The organism is Mariniphaga sp., assembly GCF_041687215.1.
Taxonomy (GTDB): domain Bacteria; phylum Bacteroidota; class Bacteroidia; order Bacteroidales; family Prolixibacteraceae; genus Mariniphaga.
Map to the genome: position 1 here is coordinate 1 of NZ_JAWLCI010000018.1, position 20,804 is coordinate 20,804.

Below are 20,804 nucleotides of genomic sequence, written 5' to 3' on the forward strand. Positions count from 1 at the left end.
ATTTGACCCGAAAAGTCATAATACAATGATGGTGGTGAAATTTTCTGCTGGTAATGTTTTCTGTAAAACTTTTATTTAAAAAATATAATTCCTCTGTAACTTAATTCATAAAAACAATGTCTAATTGAATAAAATGAATTCTGTTACTGGTATGTAAACTAAAAAAATCGTATGACATGAAAAGCTTAAACTTTTTTATTTTAGTTATTTTAATAGTCACTGGCCTTTCAAATAAAACGTTTAGCCAAAACCCTGAAAAACAGTTCGATAAAATTTTAAGTGAACAAAACTTTGAAAATAGTCCGGGGTTTACTGTGCTGGTGGCCAAAAACAACCAGGTGATTTATCGCAAGGCTTTTGGTTATGCCAATTTGGAACTGGACGTAAAACTGAAACCGGAACACATTTTCCGCATCGGTTCCATCACCAAACAGTTTACTGCATCAGCCATTCTGAAACTGGAAGAAGAAGGTAAACTTTCGCTTCAGGATGACATCACAAAATTCATTAAAGATTATCCCACTCACGGCCACACCATTACCATTGAACACTTGCTAACCCACACTTCAGGAATAAAAAGCTACACCAGCATGAAAGAATGGGATGCCGAAATGCGCAAAAAAGATTTTACTCCTGTTGAAATGATTGATTTTTTCAAAAACCAGCCCATGGATTTTGCACCGGGGGAAAAGTTTCTGTATAACAACTCAGCCTATTTTATGCTGGGTTACATCATTGAAAAAGCTTCTGGAAAAACCTACGAAGAATATCTTAAAGATACTTTTTTTGAGCCGCTTGATATGCAAAATTCATCTTATGGAAATCCTTCACGGGTGATAAAAAACCGTGCTGCAGGTTACATGAAAAAAAACGGCGAATTTGTAAATGCAGAATTTTTAAGCATGACCCAACCTTATGCTGCCGGTTCACTTTTGTCAACGGTGGACGACCTTTTTACATGGTACACCGCGGTAATGAACGACAAGGTAATCAGCCACGAAAACCGGTTGAAAGCCCACTCTTCTTTCAAGTTGAACAACGGCAAACCCACCGGATACGGTTACGGATGGTTTCTGGGCAACATCCAGGGTTCGCCCATGATTGAGCACGGAGGCGGAATTCACGGCTACTTAACGGCTTCGCTTTGGTTGCCGGAAGAAAAAGTATTTGTAGCTGTATTTTCAAACTGCTACGCTATGCCACCCCAAAGTACAGCATTTAAACTGGCTGCCGCTGCCATTGAAAAACCTTTCGACCGGAATGAAATTGAAATGAATAAAAAAACGCTGGAAGATTATGTGGGCGTTTACGAATCGGACGAGGAAGAAACAAGAACGCTTCTGGTTGAAAACGACAGCCTGTTTTATGTCTATCCGTCAGGAAACAGGGAGAAACTCCTGCCATTTGAGAAAGATCGGTTTTTCATGAAAAACAGTTTCAACGAATTTATTTTTAAGAGAAATGCTCAGGGCGAAGTGGTTTCGCTCACGGCCAGCGGTACCGGTTATTTGCCGCTGAACCTGAAAAAAACCGACAAACCGGTTGAAGTGAAGCAAGAAGTGGAATTGCCCGATGAATTGCTCGACAAATACCTGGGCAAATATGAACTGATGCCGGAATTTATTCTCACCGTTACCCGTGAAGGCAAATGCGTTTTTGTGCAGGCCACCGGGCAAATGAAGAGTGAAATTTTCGCTTCGGAACAACACCGGTTTTTCTCGAAAATGGTCAATGCAGAATTCATTTTCCATTTGGATGATAATGGCGATGTAACTGGTTTAACACTTCTTCAAAACGGAGAACACAAGGCGAAAAAGGTTGAATGAGTTTATGCCTGGAAATTACTTCCAGTCGGCTTCAACTCTTTCATTTTCAGGTTTGCCCAGGCAATAATTATTCCGGCTGTCATAAACATGATAAGACTGTAAACGGCCGGAGAAATGGTCATGGTGGGATTTTTCAGCAGGGTGGCAGCAATGGCAATTCCCAGCGTTCCGTTTTGAATGCCCGACTCAACAGAAATGGTTATTCTTTGCGATACCTTGAGCCTGGCAAGTTTTGCGGTAAAGAAACCCACTGCAAGCATGGCCAAATTCAACGCCAGGGCAACCGGGCCGGCCTGTGCAAAAAATCCAAGAAAGTTTTCCCTGTCGTTTAAAATGGCGGCAATAATTATTACAAAAAGCAAAATGCCCGACATTATTTTTACTGGCCTCTCCATGCGTATTGAAAACCGGGGAAGCTTTGCTTTAGTAACCATTCCGATTACAACCGGAATGAGGGTTATAATAATTACTTTAATTATGGTATCGAAAACCGGAAGCGGAACATATTCATTGTGCTGCATAAAATAACGCAGCGAAAAATTCACAATCAGCGGGATGGTAATAACAACAATCAGGCTCGAAATGGCGGTAAGGGTAATGGACAAAGCCGTATCGCCCTTTGAAATGTGACTGATCAGATTGGAGGTCGGACCGCCGGGGCAGGCAGCCAGAATCATAATTCCCACAGCAAGTTCGGGTGTGCGCATGGGAATAAGCATGAGCAGGACAAATCCCACCAGCGGCAGAATTACAATCTGGTTAAGTATGCCCAGGGTTGCAGCTTTGGGATAAACGGCAACACGCTTAAAATCAACAGGACTTAGTGACAATCCCATTCCAAACATAATAATGGCAAGCGAAACCGGCAAAAGAAGTTCAGTCAGAAAATTTGTTTCCATAATTTGTCTTTAAACTACTTATTTTGTTCCCAGCCAAATATATTTCATTTGAAAAATGAATATTACAAACAACAATTCAGCTCGTCAAACAAAATTTCCCGAAAAACCTTTTTCTTTCTGGTTATCTTTCTCAATTTCAATGCTTAAATAAAAACAAAGAGAGCAAACCAAAGAGTTGGAATTTCCCTAAAAATTTTCTCTCTGATTTGAACTCTGAATGAATTTTATCGAATTTTCAAAAAATTGTAATGCCGCGATTATTTTATTGACTAAATAACTGTATCAGAAAGATTTTTTTCGGAACTTGTCGTTCAAACTAAATTATTTAAAAATGAAACAGATATTCAAATTTATGGCAATTATGGTTATTCTTTTTGCCTGCAAACAAGAACCACAAAAGGCTCCCCAAATTCCAATGGAAGATTTCTTCCGCAATCCGGAAAAAACCGCATTTCAGCTTTCGCCCAACGGAGAGTATTTTTCCTACCTGGCACCCTGGGAAAGCAGGCTGAATGTGTTTGTTCAAAAAACCGGCGCTGATTCAGCTGTTCGTATCACGTCGGAAACCGAACGCGACATCGCCGGTTACCTGTGGAAAGGCGACAACCGGATTTTGTTCCTGAAAGATACCGGTGGAGATGAAAACTTTCATTTATATGGCGTAAATGCCGATGGAAGTGATTTAATAGGGCTAACGGTTTTCGAGAAAGTGCGCACAACTTTTATCGATGATTTGAAAGAAGATGAAGACGAAGTGATTGTTGGACTGAATAAACGCGATGCCACTGTTTTTGACCCTTACCGGCTGAATGTGCTCACTGGTGAAATGACCATGCTGGCCGAGAATCCGGGGAATATAATGGGTTGGATGACCGACCACGATGGCAAACTCAGATTAGCCATCACTTCAGATGGAGTAAACAACACGATTCTTTATCGCGACACAGAAGAAGAGGATTTCAGGCCGGTGCTTACCACCAGCTTTAAAGAAACCGTTTCGCCGGTCATTTTTACGTTCGACAATCAAATGGTTTATGCATTCTCGAACCTGGGACGCGACAAAACTGCTCTGGTGAAATTTGATGTGGCAAATGGTAATGAAACCGAAGTGCTGTTTGAAACGAATGAGGCAGATATTGATGGTCTTAATTACTCACGGAAAGACAAAAAGCTGCTTGCAGTTTCCTGGACAACTGATAAAGATACCATGCATTTTTTTGATGCCAATGCAGAATCTATGCAAAAGGAATTGGATGCCAAACTTCCCGGATACGAAGTTTCAGTTGGAAGCCACAACAAAGCCGAAGACAAGTTTATGATTCGCACTTACAGCGACCGTACCAGGGGCGCTTACTATTTTTATGATAAAAGCACCAAAGAGTTGACCAAACTGGCTGAATTAAGCCCCTGGCTCAACGAAGAACACCTGTGCGAAATGCAACCCATTTCCTATACTTCCCGCGATGGACTGACTATTCAGGGATATCTGACATTGCCGCTGGGATATGAACCCAAAAACCTGCCAGTGGTGGTGAATCCACATGGCGGTCCGTGGGCCCGCGATTACTGGGGATTCAATCCTGAAGTTCAGTTCCTGGCCAATAACGGGTATGCCGTGCTGCAAATGAATTTCCGCGGTTCCACCGGTTTTGGAAAAGAATTCTGGGAATCGTCATTCAAACAATGGGGACGTACCATGCAGGATGATATAACGGATGGAGTGAAATGGCTGATTGATCAAGGCATTGCCGATCCTGACCGAGTTGCCATTTACGGCGGCAGTTACGGTGGATATGCAACACTCGCCGGCCTCACCCTAACTCCGGATTTGTATGCCGCAGGAGTGGATTATGTAGGCGTTTCAAACCTCTTCACTTTTATGAACACCATACCACCCTACTGGAAACCCATGCTTGACATGCTTTACGAAATGGTTGGAAACCCGGAAGCCGACAGCCTGTTACTGGCTGAAGTATCTCCTGTATTCCATGTGGACAAGATACAGGCTCCGCTTTTTGTGGCCCAGGGCGCCAACGATCCGAGGGTCAACAAAGCAGAATCAGACCAAATCGTAGATGCCTTAAAAGCCCGCGGTATTGACGTGGAATATATGGTAAAAGATAACGAAGGTCATGGATTTGGCAATGAGGAAAACCGGTTCGACTTTTACCGGGCCATGATAACTTTCCTCAACAAACATTTGAAGCCGGCTGAGGAATAAACGTTGATTTCAGAATGAAAATCACCGGATAACTTTTAAAAAATACCGGTGTTAAGTCAACTCAAAGCTGTCATTTCGAATGCTCTCCCAATTTTATTGGGCATAATGAGAAAATGACAGAGATGACGAAACAAGTTCGGCATGACGTTCTAAGTTAATTCGCATTTTTATTAAAGTACGTCACCCTGAACTTGTTTCAGGGTCTGCTTTTAAAGCTGTCATTTCGAATCCGCCAGCCGGCGGATTCGAAATGACAGCTTTAAAAATTTGACCATTGGATGATTATTTTATGGAATGACCAACCCATCCCGTTCCTCAATATGCTTTTTGAGTTTTTCCGAAAGTTCTTCTACCAGCTTTTTATTCTCCGGTTTTTCCGAAATATTTATGGTTTCTTCCGGGTCGTCTGCCAGATTATACATCATCCGTGCTGTTACTTTTCCGGTTTGATCGCTGAACCATTCGGTGTAAGTATGTGTTTTTGTGACTACTGTTTCACCTCTAATCCAGCGGCAAAAGACTTCTTCTTTCCATGGTTGGTTCGGATTTTCGGCCAGCTGAACAAAACTTTTCCCCTGCAAATGGAAAGGTTTTTCCAGTCCTGCCAACTCTACCAGCGAAGGATAAATATCCACAAATTCAACCAGGGCATCGGTTTTCAGGTTTTGTTTTTTGCCCGGCGCCCGCAAAATAAGTGGTGTGTGCAGCACTTTTTCAAAGTTGCAGTGTTTACACCACAGGTCATGCTCGCCCAAATGCCAGCCGTGGTCGCCCCACAAAATCACAATGGTGTTTTCGGCCAAACCCAACCGTTCCAGTTCATTCAGCACTTTACCGATTTGTGCATCGGTATAACTTACGCAGGCGTAATACCCGTGAATCAGTTTTCGCATAAATTCTTCATCAAGCGGTCCCTGGTCAGGTACATCGGTGTAGTTTCGCAATTCGCCAAAATTGTGCATACTCTCATCAGGCGCACCGTCGGGTTTTTTCATATTATCAGGAAGTTGTATCTCATCAAAATCATACAAATCCCAGTATTTTTTCGGAGCATTAAAAGGCAAGTGTGGTTTCAGGAATCCTACAGCAAGAAAAAAAGGTTCGCCTGAATTCCTGAACTGCCGCATCCTGCGCACCGCTTCATCGGCAATCATTCCATCGGGGTAAATATGGTCAGGCGCATCGGCCCATTCAAACGACGAGCCGTTAATTCCGTTTCCGTTCGGGCGTGGCTCGATTTGCTTGTGCGACTCAGGCATAACATAGGCCTGCCAACCCTGCCAGTCGCCCTCCGGAAACCAGGGTGTTTCGCTCCAGCTTCCTTTGCCGTCGTTTTGATGATGGTAAATTTTTCCCAATGAAACAGTTGTGTACCCGTTGTTTTTAAAGTGCATGGGCAGACTGACCACCCCTGGAACGTCTTCATCCTGCCGGCAACTGTAATCCAGAAACCGGGTTCGGTTTGGCCTGATTCCCGACAAAATACTTGCCCTTGAAGCCCCGCAAACGGGAATGTTGCAATAAGCCCGGTTGAAAACAAGGCCCGTTTCGGCCAGTTTGTCGATGTGGGGGGAGTGAATGTGCGATTGTCCGTAGCAACCCAACTCGGGCCGCAGGTCGTCAACCGCAATGAACAAAACATTGGGTTGATTTTTGTTTTGTCCATGAGTAAGCCCTGCAAAAATCAGGGCAAATACAGCAACAGTAATCAGTTTTTTCATTTTTGCCGGTTTTTAGATTTGAAAACAAAACTATCAGAAATTTTTTTGTTTCCGGCAAATTCAATCCATGGTTTTTTAAAAAAGGAATAGAACTTTAATATGATCAGCAAATGAACATTATGCCCCTTTTAATTGCTCACATGTAAATAATTAAAAAAGAATTGTAAAATGAATAATATGAAAACATTATTGTTGGCTGTAACTTTATTTACCGTTCTATTCGGCTCTGCTCAGGATTTGTCGAAACACAAATGGGAAAACAGGCTGATTTTAATACTAACTGACGACGAAAATAACTCTACTTTTCAGTCTCAATTAGAAGAATTCAGCAAGGATTTAAACGGTTTAAAAGAGCGAAAATTAATTATATACCAAATATTTCCCGGAGAATACAAAACCGGATTGAACGGCGATAACAAAAAAAAATCTTCGCGTTTATATAATGAGTATAAAAAAACCAACGCTGGGTTTGAAGTTGTTTTGCTGGGCCTTGATGGTGGAGTAAAACTGCGGCAAAATGAATTACTGCCATTGGAAAAATTATATGCCACTATTGATGTGATGCCCATGAGGCGCAACGAAATAGAAAGAAAAAAGCAACAATAAAAAGACCACTAATAACAAGGGTCTTGCTACATGGAAAATTACAGTGAACTCCGCTTTATAAAAACAAACGGACTTTTAATCCGCCTGAAATTGCCGGTCAAAATCATTTCTGCTGCTATCCGTCCAATTTCATCGTGATTGGTTGAAATGGTAGTTATTCCGTTTTCCAGAATTTCCTTTACCGGGTTTTCATTGTAAGAAACCACGCCCACATCTTTTCCCAGATCCCATTTTTCCGTTCGGCATATTTTAATAAAACGGTACAAATCATCATCGGAAATGATTACATAAGCTTCCCCTTTTTTAACATCTTCGCAGGTAAGTTTGTCAATAACAGAAAATTCAAACCCGTTCACCTGGCAAAAAATCTGAAATCCCCTGATAATATATTTTGAATAGTATTGATCAACCGGAAAAACAAGGTTGATTTTCCGGTATTTTCGAATCAACCCGGTACCTTCAGCAAGCGCCGACTGGATATCTTTTTCATATTCCTGAAAAACAATCGGGTAATCATTCAGACTTTCCAGATTGCGATCGACAATTAACACCTTCTTTTTCGGAATTGTGCGAATGAAACTCGCCACATCGGCATGTTCATCTTTAAAATGCGGAAGAATAACAAAGTAATCGTATTTTGAAAGGTGGTTTTCTATAATGTTTTTAAACTGCTGCAAATCGTAGTTGTAAATAAAGACATCTGTTATCGCCTTACTGCCAAGGGTTTCAATAAAAGAGTAATACAAGCTTCGCTTATAGTTGCTGAGCTTGTTAAAAATGAGCGCTACTTTAATCTGCTTTTGAACATTTACCTGGCTTACATAATATCCTTTCCCCCTCACCGATGAAAGAATACCAGCTTTCCGCAGAAAAACATAGGCTTTTTCAACCGTATCGCGCGACAGCAGCAATTCTTCGCTGGTTTCGTTTATGGAAGGAATTCGCTGGCCTTGTTTGAAAATTCCCGACTCAATATCGGAAATTATCAATTCAACCACTTGTTTGTATTTTGGAACCTCGGACTGATGGTTTATTTTTAAATAACTATTCATTTTTTATTGAATTGACAACAAAAATAAAAAGTGTTTGGTACAATGCCACTCAAAACAAACTTTTAAAAATTTAACTGAACTTTTCAAAAAGATATTCGTTCAATTGACTGAACAATAAAAACGAGATTTATGAAACATTTGTTTGTTCTGTTTATAGTACTTGCAGCATTTTCATGCAGCCAGCAGAAAAAAACCGATACAGTAAAACTTACCGCTGATGCCGATAATGGTGGAATTACATTGCCTGAAGGATTTTCGGCCCTGGTTGTTGCAGATGAAATTGGCCGCGGAAGACACATTGCCTTAAATGATAACGGCGACATTTATGTTTCGCTCAGGGATCACGATGAAAACAAAGGCATTGCCTGTTTGCGCGACACAACGGGAGATGGCCGTGCCGATGTAATTGAATATGCAGGGGAACACACCGGAACAGGAATTAAATTGCATAAAGGATACCTTTATTTTGGTTCCGATACGGCAGTAGTCCGTTATCCTTTGCAATCCGGTGAACTATTGCCCGGAAATAACTGGGAAATGATTGCCCGCGGTTTTCCACAGGAAAGGCAACATGAAGCCAAACCCATGGAATTTGACGGACAGGGAAATATGTATGTTACAGTGGGCGCTCCGGCCAATGCCTGCATGGAACAAATGCGAACCAAAGGTTCTCCTGGCATGGACCCGTGCCCGATACTGGAATACGCTGGCGGAATCTGGAAATTTAAGGACGATGTTTTGAATCAGGATCAACTAACAGATGGTGAACGTTATGCTACTGGAATACGCCATGCAGTGGCCAATAGCTGGAACAAACAAGTGAACGAACTGTATGTAGTGCAGCATGGTCGCGACCAGCTAAGCCAGTTTTTCCCCGAGATATTCGATGACAAACAAAATGCTGAACTTCCTGCAGAGGAATTTTTCCTGGTTACCGAAGGAGCCGATTTTGGCTGGCCTTATTGCTATTACGACCAGTTCCGGGAAAAAAAGGTTTTGGCGCCGGAATATGGCGGTGATGGAGAAATGGTGGAACGTTGCGAGAATAAAATGGACCCGATTATGGCTTTTCCAGGTCACATTGGACCAAACGATTTGCTGTTTTATTCTGGTGAAATGTTTCCTGAAAAATACCGCAACGGGGCGTTCATTGCTTTTCACGGATCGTGGAACCGGGCGCCCGAGCCGCAGTCGGGTTATTTTGTGGTATTTGTGCCGTTTGAAGGTGCATACCCCTCGGGTGACTGGGAAATTTTTGCCGATGGCTTTGCAGGCATTGAAACCATAAGCAGTACCCGCGATGCCGAATACCGTCCGTGCGGACTGGCGCAGGGACCCGATGGTTCATTGTATGTTGTGGACAGCAACAAGGGAAAAATCTGGAGAATAATTCATTCATAATAAAAACCAAAAAATAACGCGAAAGAATCATGAGAATTAACGGAATCCTCTTTTTACTGCTGGCATTTTTACTCAGTGCCTGCGCCGGACGTAATCAAAACTCCCAACAGCAAACACAAACTCAAGCTCCGGCAGGCACAGAAAAATCTGCTGAAATGGCCAATCATCCAGGCAAAAAGGTTTACGATTCGGTTTGCCTGGCCTGCCACATGGCCGACGGATCTGGAGTTCCGGGAATGCACCCGCCTCTTATTCAAACCGATTGGGTTAACGGTGACAAGGAAAGGTTGATTGAACTTACGCTCAATGGCATGAGTGGCAAAATTGAAGTGAACGGTGAAACTTACAACAGCATTATGCCGCCACACTCCCACCTCAACGACAAACAAATTGCTGATGTACTGACTTATATCAGGCAGAGTTTTGGCAACAACGCCAGCGAAGTGACGGTGGAGGAAGTGCAAAAAGTCAGAAATAAATAGAAAACTAATTGTTTAATATTTTAATGGTTGTACGCCGGTTCATCTGGCGGCCTTCGGGCGTGTCGTTTTCGGAAACCGGGCGGTTTTCGCCAAAGCCTGCCCAGGTGAGCCGGTTTTTATTAATTTGATTTGAAACCAGGTATTCAACCACCGACCGGGCACGTTTTTCGGAAAGCATCAGATTCTTGTCGGCCAGGCCGGTATCATCGGTGTGCCCCTGAACTTCAACCTTTAGCGTTGGATTTTCTTCTAAAAAAACCACCAGTTTTTGCAATTCCGGTTCCGATTCAGGTAAAATCCTGAAAGAATCAGTTTCAAAATAAATATTGTGCAAATTCATTTCGGCGCCTTCCTTAATCGGCGTCAGTGCAATTTCAAGTTCATAAGGATTGTAAAATTGGCGGGAATTTCTCAAATCGAAGGTATTGGAATAAAAAAGATAGCCTTCTTTTGCAACCGAAAAGGAGTAATTGTTTCCGGAAGGAAGGCAAAGCAGCAATTCGCCACTTGTATTTGTATTTTCAATTCGTGTTTCTGTTGTAATACCACCCAGGTTTACCAGTGCCACCTCAGCTTCCAAAGGTTTCCCGTTTTCAACATCAACAACAGTAGCTTTTACATACGTGGCAGGATGTGGCCTGACAGATTCATCCAATTCAAAAGAATAGATATCGAGCCCGGTGAGACTGTCGCGGGCCGAAGAGAAAAATGCGGTGAGGCCGTCGGCGCTGATATGCAGTCCCTGCTCATCGTTCACCGTATTTATCGGATAACCAAGATTCCGGGGAAAAGAAAAAACTGAGTCGCCCAGAATATCCGACACAAAAAGGTCGAACCCTCCCAATCCAACATGGTAATCGGAAGCAAAATAAAAGTTCTTATTTCCCGCATGAACAAACGGTGAAGTTTCGTTACCGGGAGTATTTATGCTGTCGCCAAGGTTTACCGGAGTTCCCCATTTTATCCGGCCATTCGGTTCAATTTCCAGTAGTTCGGCCCGCCAAATATCTTTTTCCCCTTTTCCTCCCGGCCTGTTGCCCGAAAAATACAGAAACCTTCCGTCGGAAGAAATGGATGGTTGTGCCTCCCAACTTGAAGTATTTAAGGGTTTTCCTGCATTTTGCGCTTTACTCCAGCGTCCGTCTTTGCGGATAGAGTAATAAATGTCGCAGCTTCCCATACCACCTGGCCGGTTGCAGGCAGTAAAGAGCAACAAATTCCCGTCAGCCGAAAGCGTTTGCGCTCCTTCATTTTCAGCCGTGTTAATTTCATCCATTGGAATTGCTTTTTGCCAGGTATTGCTGAAAAATTCGGAAGTATAAAAATCCTCTTGCGGTTGATACCCCGGCTTTTTAATTAACCGCGTAAATACAAGTTTTTGCTGATCGATACTCAGGCTGGGCCAGTATTCATCTGAAGGGCTGTTTATAGTAACAGGAAGTCTGTCCGGCTGAAAATCAACGGGATTTTTAATGGCTTCAACAGCATAAACACAACTTTTAATTTTTTGCTCCGCCTCCTTTCTGCGTTCTGCACTAATATTTTCATTTTTTATATAATTCTGAAAATACGACAAAGCCTCAGCATAATTTTCCAAAGACATTAATGCCAACCCGAGGCGCCAGGTAACAAGGGGTAAATTAGTTTTTTCAATGGCTTTTTTTAAATGAAAAACCTCATCGGTAGTATTTTTTGTTTCATGAAAAATATCTGCCAATAACAACCTGGCATCCAAAAATGTGGAATCACGTTCCAAAATTTGGTTGCAGCGATTAATTGCCTGGGAATATTCCTGCCGGGAAACCATCTGCCGGGCTTCGTCAAACCACTTTTGCACTCTTCGGTTTGGCTGAGCTGCAAGTTTACCAGCAAAAAGCAATAAAATAAGCAGGACCAATCCTCTCTTCAACAGGTATTTTGCTTTTAATCTGAACTTGAAAATCATGTTTTTTGTAAAAATATTCATCAGTTTTAAAAAACAATTCAAAAATGAATTTTATTTGTTTTTTTGTATTTGTATTTTTTCTTATTTTGGCTCTGTAATTTTAAAACTTTTTGAGATAAAATGATTTTTTTTTGAATGAACTTTAAAAAATGAAACGGAAAGTAAACAAAAAAAATTTCGCCGAAGCTGACAACTTTGAGCGGAAACAAAAAAAACACCTGGGCAAAAGAGACAAAAGCTCAAAACGAAGACTTACCATTTATGACGAATTTGAAGATGAAGACCTGGACGATTACTCTTCAAACTATGAAGACTTCGACGAAGAAGATGACGTTTAACCTTTACACTATAAGAAAAAATCCACTGTAAAATAATTTTCATCAATCCCCGCCGGTAATTTGGTTTCATTTTTTATTCGGAAAAAAAAGCCTCAGCGCCGGGGTAATTGTATTTTGCCCGGGCAATTTTTTCAGGAAAACAAAAATAGGTAACTTCCGCTTTGGCGCAAATTTCTCCAGACCCATCCAACAATGTACATTCAATACGAGCCAGATGTTTTTCTGTTGAAATCAGTCTGGCACGGGTTGTTATTTCACCTTTTGAAATGTAAACCGGTTTGGTATAAACCATATTTAACGCAGTAGTTACACCCGAAGTATTTAATGTAACAAAAACCAGCCAGGCAGCCGCTTCATCCATTAAAGTTGCCTGAATTCCTCCATGCAGCACACCTACCCAGCCTTCATATTCTTTTTGGGGTTGCCATTTAGCCACCAATTCTTCCTCATCGAGCCAAAACCGGAGGTGCAAACCATGTTTGTTGGCCGGAGAACAGCCAAAACAATTGTAAGCATCGTTTTTCGCTGCACGGGCAAAAGGATTGGTAATTTTCTTCATTTTGCAAAAAAATTAAAGAAAAAAGGCCGGCAATATTTACCAGCCTCAATTCACTATATTATGGAAAATTAGTTCCCTCCTAAAATCAGCGGTAATCCTTCCTTTCCGCCACCAATAACCACCACTTTAGAATTGGGCGATTCAGCCAGACTTATGGTGGCCTCAATACCACGCTGCTTCAAAATCTGATCGGTTAAACTGGCATTTATAATCCGGTTGAAATTTGCAATCCCCTCTGCTTCAATACGCCGGCGTTCAGCCTCTGATTCTTCTCTTCTCAACCTGTATTCATAGGCAAGAGCCTCCTGCTCCTGTTTCAATTTGCTTTCAATCGCACCTTTTATTTGGTCGGGAAGGTTGATGGAACGAATGAGCAAAGCCCTCATATCAATAAAATTTTCACCCAGCACCATCCGGGTCTCTTCTTTAATGGCCATTTCAACCTCCGATCTTTTGGTTGAATAAATTTCTTCGGCGGTGTAACGACCTGCAACCTGCCGGACCGTTGACCTCACCTCGGGAATTACCAAAACATTAATATAATTTATCCCGAATTGCTGATATAAATTTCCGATTCTATTGTAGATAGGATTGAACCGAACGGTTATATCTGTACTGATAGACAAACCATTCCTGTCAAGCACATCCATCATTTCATCGCGTTGCTGTTCCCTCACGTTAAAAACATACAAGTTGTTCCACGGTGCAATAATATGGAATCCTTCGCCATAAATATTTTCGGTGTCAAGACCAGATGTGTAAGGACGGAAAATCACCCCACGCTCACCGGCATCGATAATAAAAAACATTCGACCGCCAAAAAGTAAAAGTACCACCAAAACAGCTACTATGGCAATAATGTAAGAAGTCTTAAAATTGAATTTCATGGTATTAATATTTAATTTCTACAAATGTAATAAGTTTGCCGGGTCTGGTAAATATTACATGGCCTTTCTTTATTTCTCAACCATAATATTCATAGCCTGCATAAATGTTATATTTGAACCGAAAATTAAAACATTAATTATGAAGAAGCTTATTTTCATAAATATTCTGTTGCTTTTTTCAACAGTTCTTTTCGCACAGAATTTTTTCAGGGAAGATTTTGATACCCGCAAAAAATATATTCTGCTGGCCAACCCAACAGTTACCAACATCAAAACAATCGAGTTTCTGGTAAATAAAAAGTTGTTTAAAATAAATCCAAGAAAAATAAATTTTGTGGGTGTTTACCACGAAAATCAGGATTACGATTTTACAGAAACCAGCAAGTTTATTGAAAAAAGCGAATTGCATTATTTTAAGTTACATGAAATAAGGGGCGATTTGAACGAAAACCAATTATTTAAACAAAATTCAATTTCGAGTGATCTGAAATTCATTTTTCAGAATTCTGTTGGAATTTTCTTTTTTGGAGGGGCAGACATTCCTCCATCAGTTTATGGAGAAAAAAATTCCCTTTCTGTTGTTACCGAAGCCGAACGTCATTATTTCGAAACCACTTTCCTGTTTCATTTGCTTGGAGGATTTCAAAACGAAAACTACGTTCCGTTTCTGGAGGAAAATCCGCAATATTTTATCACCGGCTTTTGTCTGGGCATGCAAACCATGAATGTGGCCACCGGCGGAACACTTATTCAGGATATTCCTTCTGAGATTTACAACGCCACAAATGATGAAACAACTTTACAAACCGAAAAGGAAAACCTGCACCGCAATTACTGGCAAAACCTTTCGGACGACCGGCAACTGATGGGCATCAATTTCCATACGATACATTTTACCCAACACCCGTTTTTTACCCGACAAGTGAAAACAGGCAAAAATTCTGCTCCGCTGGTTTGCAGCAGTCACCACCAGGCCGCCGAAAAGCTGGGTAAAGGATTGGAAGTAACCGCCGTATCGCCCGACGGAAAAATTGTGGAAGGACTTGCCCACATCCATTATCCGCATGTATTTGCTGTGCAGTTTCACCCCGAGGTGCCCGCCCTGCATGAAAACCAGGAGAAACGAAAGTTTCACCCCGACGACGAACCGCTGACTTACCACGAAATAATCGGAAAAGTAGGTTCAAAATTTCATAAAAAATACTGGAAGTATATTTCGAAAACACTGAAAAAAGTGAGTAATTAACCGGGTGGATCGGTTTGCAGGACGAGCGCCCCGATAGCTATCGGGGTTAACCACTCATTTATTGAATATCATTCCATTTTTACATCCCTGCCAACCGAAATATCATGAAGATTGGAAACCACAACCGGAAGTAAAACCTGAAACCTGTCACCTGTAACCAGAATCCTGCAACATGCAACCTGCAACTCCCTACTCTTCAACCTCTTCTTCCGGTTTTCCAGTATTTAACAATCAGGAATAAAACAGCCACGAGGATTAGTATATAAATGAGCAGTTCAATCTGTTTCATCGGAATCGATTATTTTCTTCATTACACGCATTTTGTGGGTATAACGTTTCAAATCCACGTTAAAAATTCCAAACTGATCGACATTGTCGATACGCACTTTGCCCGAAGCATGAATAATTTTGTTGCGTTTCCAAATGATGCCCACGTGCACAATGTTTCCTTCTTCATCGTCGAAAAAAGCCAGGTCGCCGGGTTTGGCCTCATCCACAAAACTCAGGGCAGTTCCCATTTTCACCTGCTGGCTGGCATCGCGCGGAATAGGCAGGCCAATCATTTTGTAAATGACCTGGGTAAACCCGCTGCAGTCGATGCCAAACGGTGAACGCCCGCCCCACAAATAGGGTGCGTTAAAATATTTCAGCGCCTGAGTAATGAGAACATTCCGGGTATTTTTTCGGTTTCCGTAAAAAACTTCGCCCGGGGCTTTATATTTTTCGTTGGCAATGGAAAACTCCTTCAGGTAAGGACGCCACACGGGAAGTGTGCTTCCGGCCACCAATGTAAGATTTTGCTCGTTGTTTACGGGAACAATGCTAATAATATCGCCGGTAACGGCAAAAGCTCTTTTTTCGAGCCGGTTAAATGTGCGTGCATTCAACGGGGTAATCATTTTACTGTCAATCCAGCCTTCGTAACCATCCCAGGCCAATCTAACATGGCTCCAGCCAACCATCTCCTCAAAAATTTCGAAATGTTCACCAAAAAGCACCTGGGTTACCATTTCACTTTTTTCAGAAGGCTCTTTTCTGACAGGAATAAGGCTTAAACCGGAAATACCGTAATCCATCCAAATATTTTCTTAATTTTATTACGTAAAAACGAAACTGCGCGTTGTTTGCGCCATTCAACACAAATCTATAAAAAAAACAGTGCGTGTTGAAGCGGATGAATTTTTATTTATGATTTTTGTAAACGATAACCGGTGAATAAAAAATTCCGGAGAAATAAAAAAGAAAAACGATGAGTAAATTTTTGACCAACCTGAAAAATTACACACAAGTCTTTTACTGGTTTTTTGCCTTTATGTTAACCGCTGTGTTGCTTTTTCTTATTATGCCCGGCGAGCAAAAATTTAAATATGAATACCAGAAAGGTTTTCCGTGGAGCCACGAAAACCTGGTGGCGCCTTTCGATTTTGCCATTTTAAAAACTGAAGGTGAAGTGGAACTGGAAAAAGAAGAATTGCTGGGTTCAGTTATCCCCTATTTCACATTCGACACTACCCTTGCAGCCGCTAAAATAAACCAGTTAAAAACTGATTTGCAAATGCTTGCAGATTCATCTCAAAACATAAATCAAAAAATACTTTCTACCGTTGAAAATGAACTGCGTAACATTTATGCTGTTGGCATTCTTCCCCGAACCGCCGACACTTACAGCGAACTTTCGGGAAAAACTGAACTGAGAAAAAGAACCGGAAATGTGGTTACCAGAATTCAAACCGAAAAAATATACTCCGAAAAAACTGCTTATAACGATTTCAACAGTAAAATAAGGGAAATGGCCCGGAAACAGCCGGTGCAGGCTGGTTTTCTTTTAAACCTTCAACCGGAAAAATACATTGTTGCCAACCTGAATTACGATGAAAACACCACACAAAAAGAACGGGAAGAAATTACGCGGAGCATTTCAACCACCCGCGGAATGGTTGAAACCGGCGAACGGATAATATTGCAGGGCGAAATTGTAAACGATGAAAAATTTCAGATGCTGGAATCGCTGAAAGCCAGCTACGAATCGGAACGGGGCGAAGGAATTAACCGGTACATGATTTCCATTGGAAAAGGAACACTGATTGTAGTTTTTATGGTATTGCTTTTTACCTTTTTATACATTTACCGGTATGATATTTTAAGCCAGTTCAGAAAACTCTCCTTTTTGCTGCTGTTTTTAGTTAGCGTGGTTTTTCTCACCCTGTTTATTAACTCGTTTCCCAACCTGCATATTTACCTGGTTCCGTTTGCCATTTTTCCTATTGTGGTGCGCACTTTTTTCGATTCGCGCACGGCTATTTTCACCCTGTTAATTGCCACAATTCTTACTGGGTTTTATGCGCCGAATAACTATGAATTTGTATTGCTTCAGATAACAGCCGGTGTTGTTGCCGTTTTCAGCCTGAATAAAATGCACCGCCGCGGGCACCTGATTATGGCTGCCATTTGGGTTTTCCTGACCTACTCGCTGGTTTACATCTCACTGGAATTGATTTATGAAGGAACTTTCCTTTCCATCGATTATAAAACTATGCGCTGGTTTGCTTTGAGTAGTGTATTAATTCTGCTGGTTTATCCGCTGGTTTTTATTTTCGAAAAAATATTCGGATTTGTTTCAGATGTAACCCTTATTGAATTGTCGGACACCAACCAGCCCGTGTTGCGCACACTGGCCGAAAAAGCTCCCGGTACGTTTCAGCACTCGATGCAAATTGCCAACCTGGCCGAGGAAATTATTCTGAAAATAGGCGGGAACCCGTTTTTGGTACGTGCAGGTTCGCTTTATCATGACATTGGCAAAATTGCCAGGCCCGAATTTTTTATCGAAAACCAGGCCATGGGAATTAATCCGCACGATACAATGAACCATTTAAAAAGCGCCGAAATAATAATCGACCATGTAATAAACGGCGTTAAAATGGCCCGCAGGCACAAGCTGCCTGAAGCGTTGATTGAATTTATAGCCACACACCACGGAACAACCAAAGCACAATATTTTTACCTGAAACACCAGGAAGAAAATCCAAAAGAAAAAGTGGATGAAAATTCATTCATTTATCCCGGACCACTGCCACGCTCAAAGGAAGCCGCGGTTGTAATGATTATTGACGGAATAGAAGCAGCATCGCGCAGTCTGAAGGAAAAAACAATGGAAAATCTGAAAGAACTAATTAACAAAATGGTCGATCAGAAAATCCGCGACCGGCAACTGGAACAATCAGAATTAACTTTCCGGGATATTACAATCATAAAAGAAACGTTATTAAATAAGTTGATTAATATTTACCATGTTCGGATTGAATATCCGAAAGAAAAGGAAACTCAATCAACCGAAAAAGATTAATTTTACATGCTTATTTAATATCGATGAAAAGACTTGGTTTTAAAAATATTGCGGTTTTGTTTGCCCTTGCATTTTTAATGCTGCACAGTTGCAGCGAAGCTCCTTTGCCCACGCCCGAACCACCTGAAGAAAACAGGGAGCAGGCTCCGGTTTTGACCCAAAATATAAATGATTTCATCAACCTGGTGATGGAGGACATTTACCTTTGGTACAAAGAACTTCCGGACATTGATATCCGGTATGAACTTGATCCCAAAGCGTATTTTGAAAAACTGCTTTATACAGAAGACAAATGGTCGTTTATAACCGACGATGTTGAAGCATTGGAAAGCAGTTTCGAAGGAGTGGAAACTACTTTTGGCTATTCGCTGGCATTCGGGCGTTTTTCAAACACCGGCGATATTTTTGCATTGGTGGAGTTTGTATATCCCAACACTCCGGCTGCCGAAGCAGGAATTAAACGCGGTGACATCATTGTTCTGATGAACGGAGATGACATTACCGATGACAATTACACCGACCTGCTATATGCCGGTTCGTTGAATATTTCACTTGGTATTCTTGGTGAGGGTGGAATTTCTGTAAGTCCGAATTCAATAAACATGACGGCCAGGAAACTCAGTCTGAATCCGGTGCTTATTACCGATATTATTGAACACGAAGGCCATAAAATTGGCTATTTGTTTTACGCTCAATATATTTCCAACTTCAATTCGAGCCTCGATAGTGCTTTCCGGTATTTTCAGGAACAACAGATTTCAGATTTGGTGGTGGACCTGCGCTACAATCCAGGTGGCGGAACCGATGCCGCTCAACATCTTTGCAGTTCTGTTGCACCACTCAGTGTAGTTAACAACCGGTCAACGCTGGTCACCTTCCAGTGGAACGACAAGTACCAAAGTTACTGGGAATCGCGTAATGTAACCAGCCAGTTGAAAGTAACTTTCAGCAATACCACCAGTGTTAAAATGGGCCTGGACAAAATGTATGTACTCACCGGCCCGGGGACTGCTTCTGCTTCGGAACTCACCATTACCGGATTAAAACCATATATGAATGTGACCACCATCGGAGAATCCACTTATGGAAAATACACAGCCTCCATCACTTTCAAGCCTGAAGATTTTCTGAAGGATGAACGTGGCAACGGATACTACGACAGCCCTGCCGATTACAAAAATTTCGAAAACTGGGGCGTTCAGCCTATAGTTTTACGCTACGCCAACTCGCAGGGAGTAACCGATTTTAAAGACGGTTTTACACCCGATATTCCGGTTGAGGATGAACTTTTTGGGGCGTTACCGCTGGGCGACAAACAGGAGCCGCTGCTAAAAGCTGCCATCGAAGAAATTACCGGAACAGAAATTTTAGCCCTGAAAAAAGCAGAAATTCAGGTTTCTTATTCCATATTCGACCGCGGTTTTTCCAAATTCGATAAGAACAAACAGGAGCTGCTTCTGGAAAATTATTAATTTATTCACGCTCAACTGAACCCAGGCCTTCAATACTCTGATTGACTTCCGGGTTTCCGCGGTATTTAATTTTTCCGGCGCCTTTAATGGTGGCATCCAATGTTTTACCTGCATAAACAACGCCGGTACCAACACCTTCAATTCTGAAAGTTACATCGTCGGCTTTAAGTTCGCCGGCATTTACATGTCCTGCCCCGGCAAGACGGACGTTGAGCGTTTCCGAAACTCCGCTTAATTCACAAAGCACACCTCCACGGTTATCAATTCCAACATACCCGGCTTTTAACTGAAGGTTAACTTTTGCGCCGCCTTCAAGCAACATTTCCAAATCATCCAAATCCAGAAATCCGCGGGTTTCGAGTCTTATGCCGCCTAATATGCGTAACCGTTCCAGGTTTTCAAAAGTAACCAGTAGTGTTACCTTGCTGAAATCGAAAGGTTTGCGATCAACATGCAAATGCAAAAGGTCTCTTTGGTTGGTTACATTCAGGTAGTCAAATGCCCTTTCATCTGCCGCCCTGACCTCCAGCGTGCTTTTGTTACCTTGTATTAATTCAACGCCAAATGCCCCTTCCAGAAAAAGTTCGGAGAACTCACCAATTTCATAAGTTTTGGTGAAATAATTATTGTTTTGGCTGTTACTTTTAAACGAAAATGACAAGCTGAAAAAAAGCAGCAATAAAAAAGACAAGTTGAAGACGTTTGAAGTTTTTTGATTCATTTTTTTCTGACTTTTAGCTGAATATTGTTTGGAAACAAATTTAAGGAGTTCTTGTCAAATCCGGTTTCAATTTTCGACAAAA

17 protein-coding genes are annotated in these 20,804 nt (G+C 41.7%); 9 read left to right on the top strand and 8 right to left on the bottom strand.

Annotated elements, in window-relative coordinates; genetic code table 11:
- Positions 1-176: 176 nt before the first annotated feature.
- Positions 177-1,826: a serine hydrolase gene (locus ACESMA_RS08410; protein ID WP_372948350.1), complete on the top strand. Its 1,650-nt coding sequence runs from the start codon at positions 177-179 to the stop codon at positions 1,824-1,826.
- A gap of 2 nt (positions 1,827-1,828) precedes the next feature.
- Here the strand turns inward: ACESMA_RS08410 and ACESMA_RS08415 are convergent, their stop codons facing one another.
- A complete protein-coding gene (locus ACESMA_RS08415; protein WP_372948351.1) occupies positions 1,829-2,725 on the bottom strand; it encodes a bile acid:sodium symporter family protein in 897 nt (298 codons plus the stop codon).
- Between the two features lie 331 nt (positions 2,726-3,056).
- Here ACESMA_RS08415 and ACESMA_RS08420 point away from each other — a divergent pair, with 331 nt between their 5' ends.
- Entirely contained in the window at positions 3,057-4,946 is a 1,890-nt protein-coding gene (locus ACESMA_RS08420; RefSeq protein ID WP_372948352.1) for an alpha/beta hydrolase family protein, read from the top strand.
- A gap of 287 nt (positions 4,947-5,233) precedes the next feature.
- On the opposite strand, the gene ACESMA_RS08425 is transcribed toward ACESMA_RS08420, so the two are convergent.
- Positions 5,234-6,667 carry a sulfatase gene (locus tag ACESMA_RS08425; protein ID WP_372948353.1) on the bottom strand — a complete coding sequence of 478 codons (1,434 nt, stop codon included), beginning with the start codon at positions 6,665-6,667 and terminating at the stop codon, positions 5,234-5,236.
- Positions 6,668-6,844: 177 nt separating this feature from the next.
- On the opposite strand from ACESMA_RS08425, the gene ACESMA_RS08430 reads away from it, so the two are divergent.
- Positions 6,845-7,273: a DUF4174 domain-containing protein gene (locus ACESMA_RS08430; RefSeq protein WP_372948354.1), complete on the top strand. Its 429-nt coding sequence runs from the start codon at positions 6,845-6,847 to the stop codon at positions 7,271-7,273.
- A gap of 38 nt (positions 7,274-7,311) precedes the next feature.
- On the opposite strand, the gene ACESMA_RS08435 is transcribed toward ACESMA_RS08430, so the two are convergent.
- Positions 7,312-8,325, bottom strand: coding sequence for a GntR family transcriptional regulator (locus ACESMA_RS08435; protein ID WP_372948355.1), 1,014 nt, complete (start codon positions 8,323-8,325; stop codon positions 7,312-7,314).
- Positions 8,326-8,454: 129 nt separating this feature from the next.
- Here ACESMA_RS08435 and ACESMA_RS08440 point away from each other — a divergent pair, with 129 nt between their 5' ends.
- Both ACESMA_RS08440 and ACESMA_RS08445 read left to right on the top strand, forming a co-directional pair.
- Positions 8,455-9,726 carry a PQQ-dependent sugar dehydrogenase gene (locus tag ACESMA_RS08440; protein WP_372948356.1) on the top strand — a complete coding sequence of 424 codons (1,272 nt, stop codon included), beginning with the start codon at positions 8,455-8,457 and terminating at the stop codon, positions 9,724-9,726.
- Between the two features lie 29 nt (positions 9,727-9,755).
- Positions 9,756-10,208, top strand: coding sequence for a c-type cytochrome (locus ACESMA_RS08445; RefSeq protein WP_372948357.1), 453 nt, complete (start codon positions 9,756-9,758; stop codon positions 10,206-10,208).
- A 4-nt stretch (positions 10,209-10,212) separates the two neighbouring features.
- On the opposite strand, the gene ACESMA_RS08450 is transcribed toward ACESMA_RS08445, so the two are convergent.
- Positions 10,213-12,174 (bottom strand): OmpA family protein, encoded by a 1,962-nt coding sequence (locus ACESMA_RS08450; RefSeq protein ID WP_372948358.1) that lies wholly within the window; start codon positions 12,172-12,174, stop codon positions 10,213-10,215.
- Between the two features lie 128 nt (positions 12,175-12,302).
- Here ACESMA_RS08450 and ACESMA_RS08455 point away from each other — a divergent pair, with 128 nt between their 5' ends.
- On the top strand, positions 12,303-12,491 hold the full coding sequence (locus tag ACESMA_RS08455; RefSeq protein ID WP_372948359.1) for a hypothetical protein: 189 nt from the start codon (positions 12,303-12,305) through the stop codon (positions 12,489-12,491).
- A gap of 73 nt (positions 12,492-12,564) precedes the next feature.
- Here ACESMA_RS08455 and ACESMA_RS08460 read toward each other — a convergent pair whose 3' ends face one another.
- Both ACESMA_RS08460 and ACESMA_RS08465 read right to left on the bottom strand, forming a co-directional pair.
- Complete coding sequence (locus tag ACESMA_RS08460; protein WP_372948360.1) at positions 12,565-13,050, bottom strand: PaaI family thioesterase; 486 nt, start codon at positions 13,048-13,050, stop codon at positions 12,565-12,567.
- Between the two features lie 68 nt (positions 13,051-13,118).
- Positions 13,119-13,937, bottom strand: a complete 819-nt coding sequence (locus ACESMA_RS08465) for a prohibitin family protein (protein ID WP_372948361.1) — start codon at positions 13,935-13,937, stop codon at positions 13,119-13,121.
- 139 nt (positions 13,938-14,076) lie between these two features.
- Here ACESMA_RS08465 and ACESMA_RS08470 point away from each other — a divergent pair, with 139 nt between their 5' ends.
- A complete protein-coding gene (locus tag ACESMA_RS08470) occupies positions 14,077-15,183 on the top strand; it encodes a gamma-glutamyl-gamma-aminobutyrate hydrolase family protein (protein ID WP_372948362.1) in 1,107 nt (368 codons plus the stop codon).
- Between the two features lie 275 nt (positions 15,184-15,458).
- On the opposite strand, the gene ACESMA_RS08475 is transcribed toward ACESMA_RS08470, so the two are convergent.
- Positions 15,459-16,259 carry an NlpC/P60 family protein gene (locus ACESMA_RS08475; protein ID WP_372948363.1) on the bottom strand — a complete coding sequence of 267 codons (801 nt, stop codon included), beginning with the start codon at positions 16,257-16,259 and terminating at the stop codon, positions 15,459-15,461.
- Positions 16,260-16,432: 173 nt separating this feature from the next.
- Here ACESMA_RS08475 and ACESMA_RS08480 point away from each other — a divergent pair, with 173 nt between their 5' ends.
- Together ACESMA_RS08480 and ACESMA_RS08485 are read left to right on the top strand one after the other, a co-directional pair.
- Complete coding sequence (locus tag ACESMA_RS08480; protein ID WP_372948364.1) at positions 16,433-18,529, top strand: HD family phosphohydrolase; 2,097 nt, start codon at positions 16,433-16,435, stop codon at positions 18,527-18,529.
- A gap of 23 nt (positions 18,530-18,552) precedes the next feature.
- Complete coding sequence (locus ACESMA_RS08485) at positions 18,553-20,001, top strand: S41 family peptidase (protein WP_372948365.1); 1,449 nt, start codon at positions 18,553-18,555, stop codon at positions 19,999-20,001.
- A 1-nt stretch (position 20,002) separates the two neighbouring features.
- Here the strand turns inward: ACESMA_RS08485 and ACESMA_RS08490 are convergent, their stop codons facing one another.
- On the bottom strand, positions 20,003-20,722 hold the full coding sequence (locus ACESMA_RS08490) for a head GIN domain-containing protein (RefSeq protein ID WP_372948366.1): 720 nt from the start codon (positions 20,720-20,722) through the stop codon (positions 20,003-20,005).
- Between the last annotated feature and the right edge of the window lie 82 nt (positions 20,723-20,804).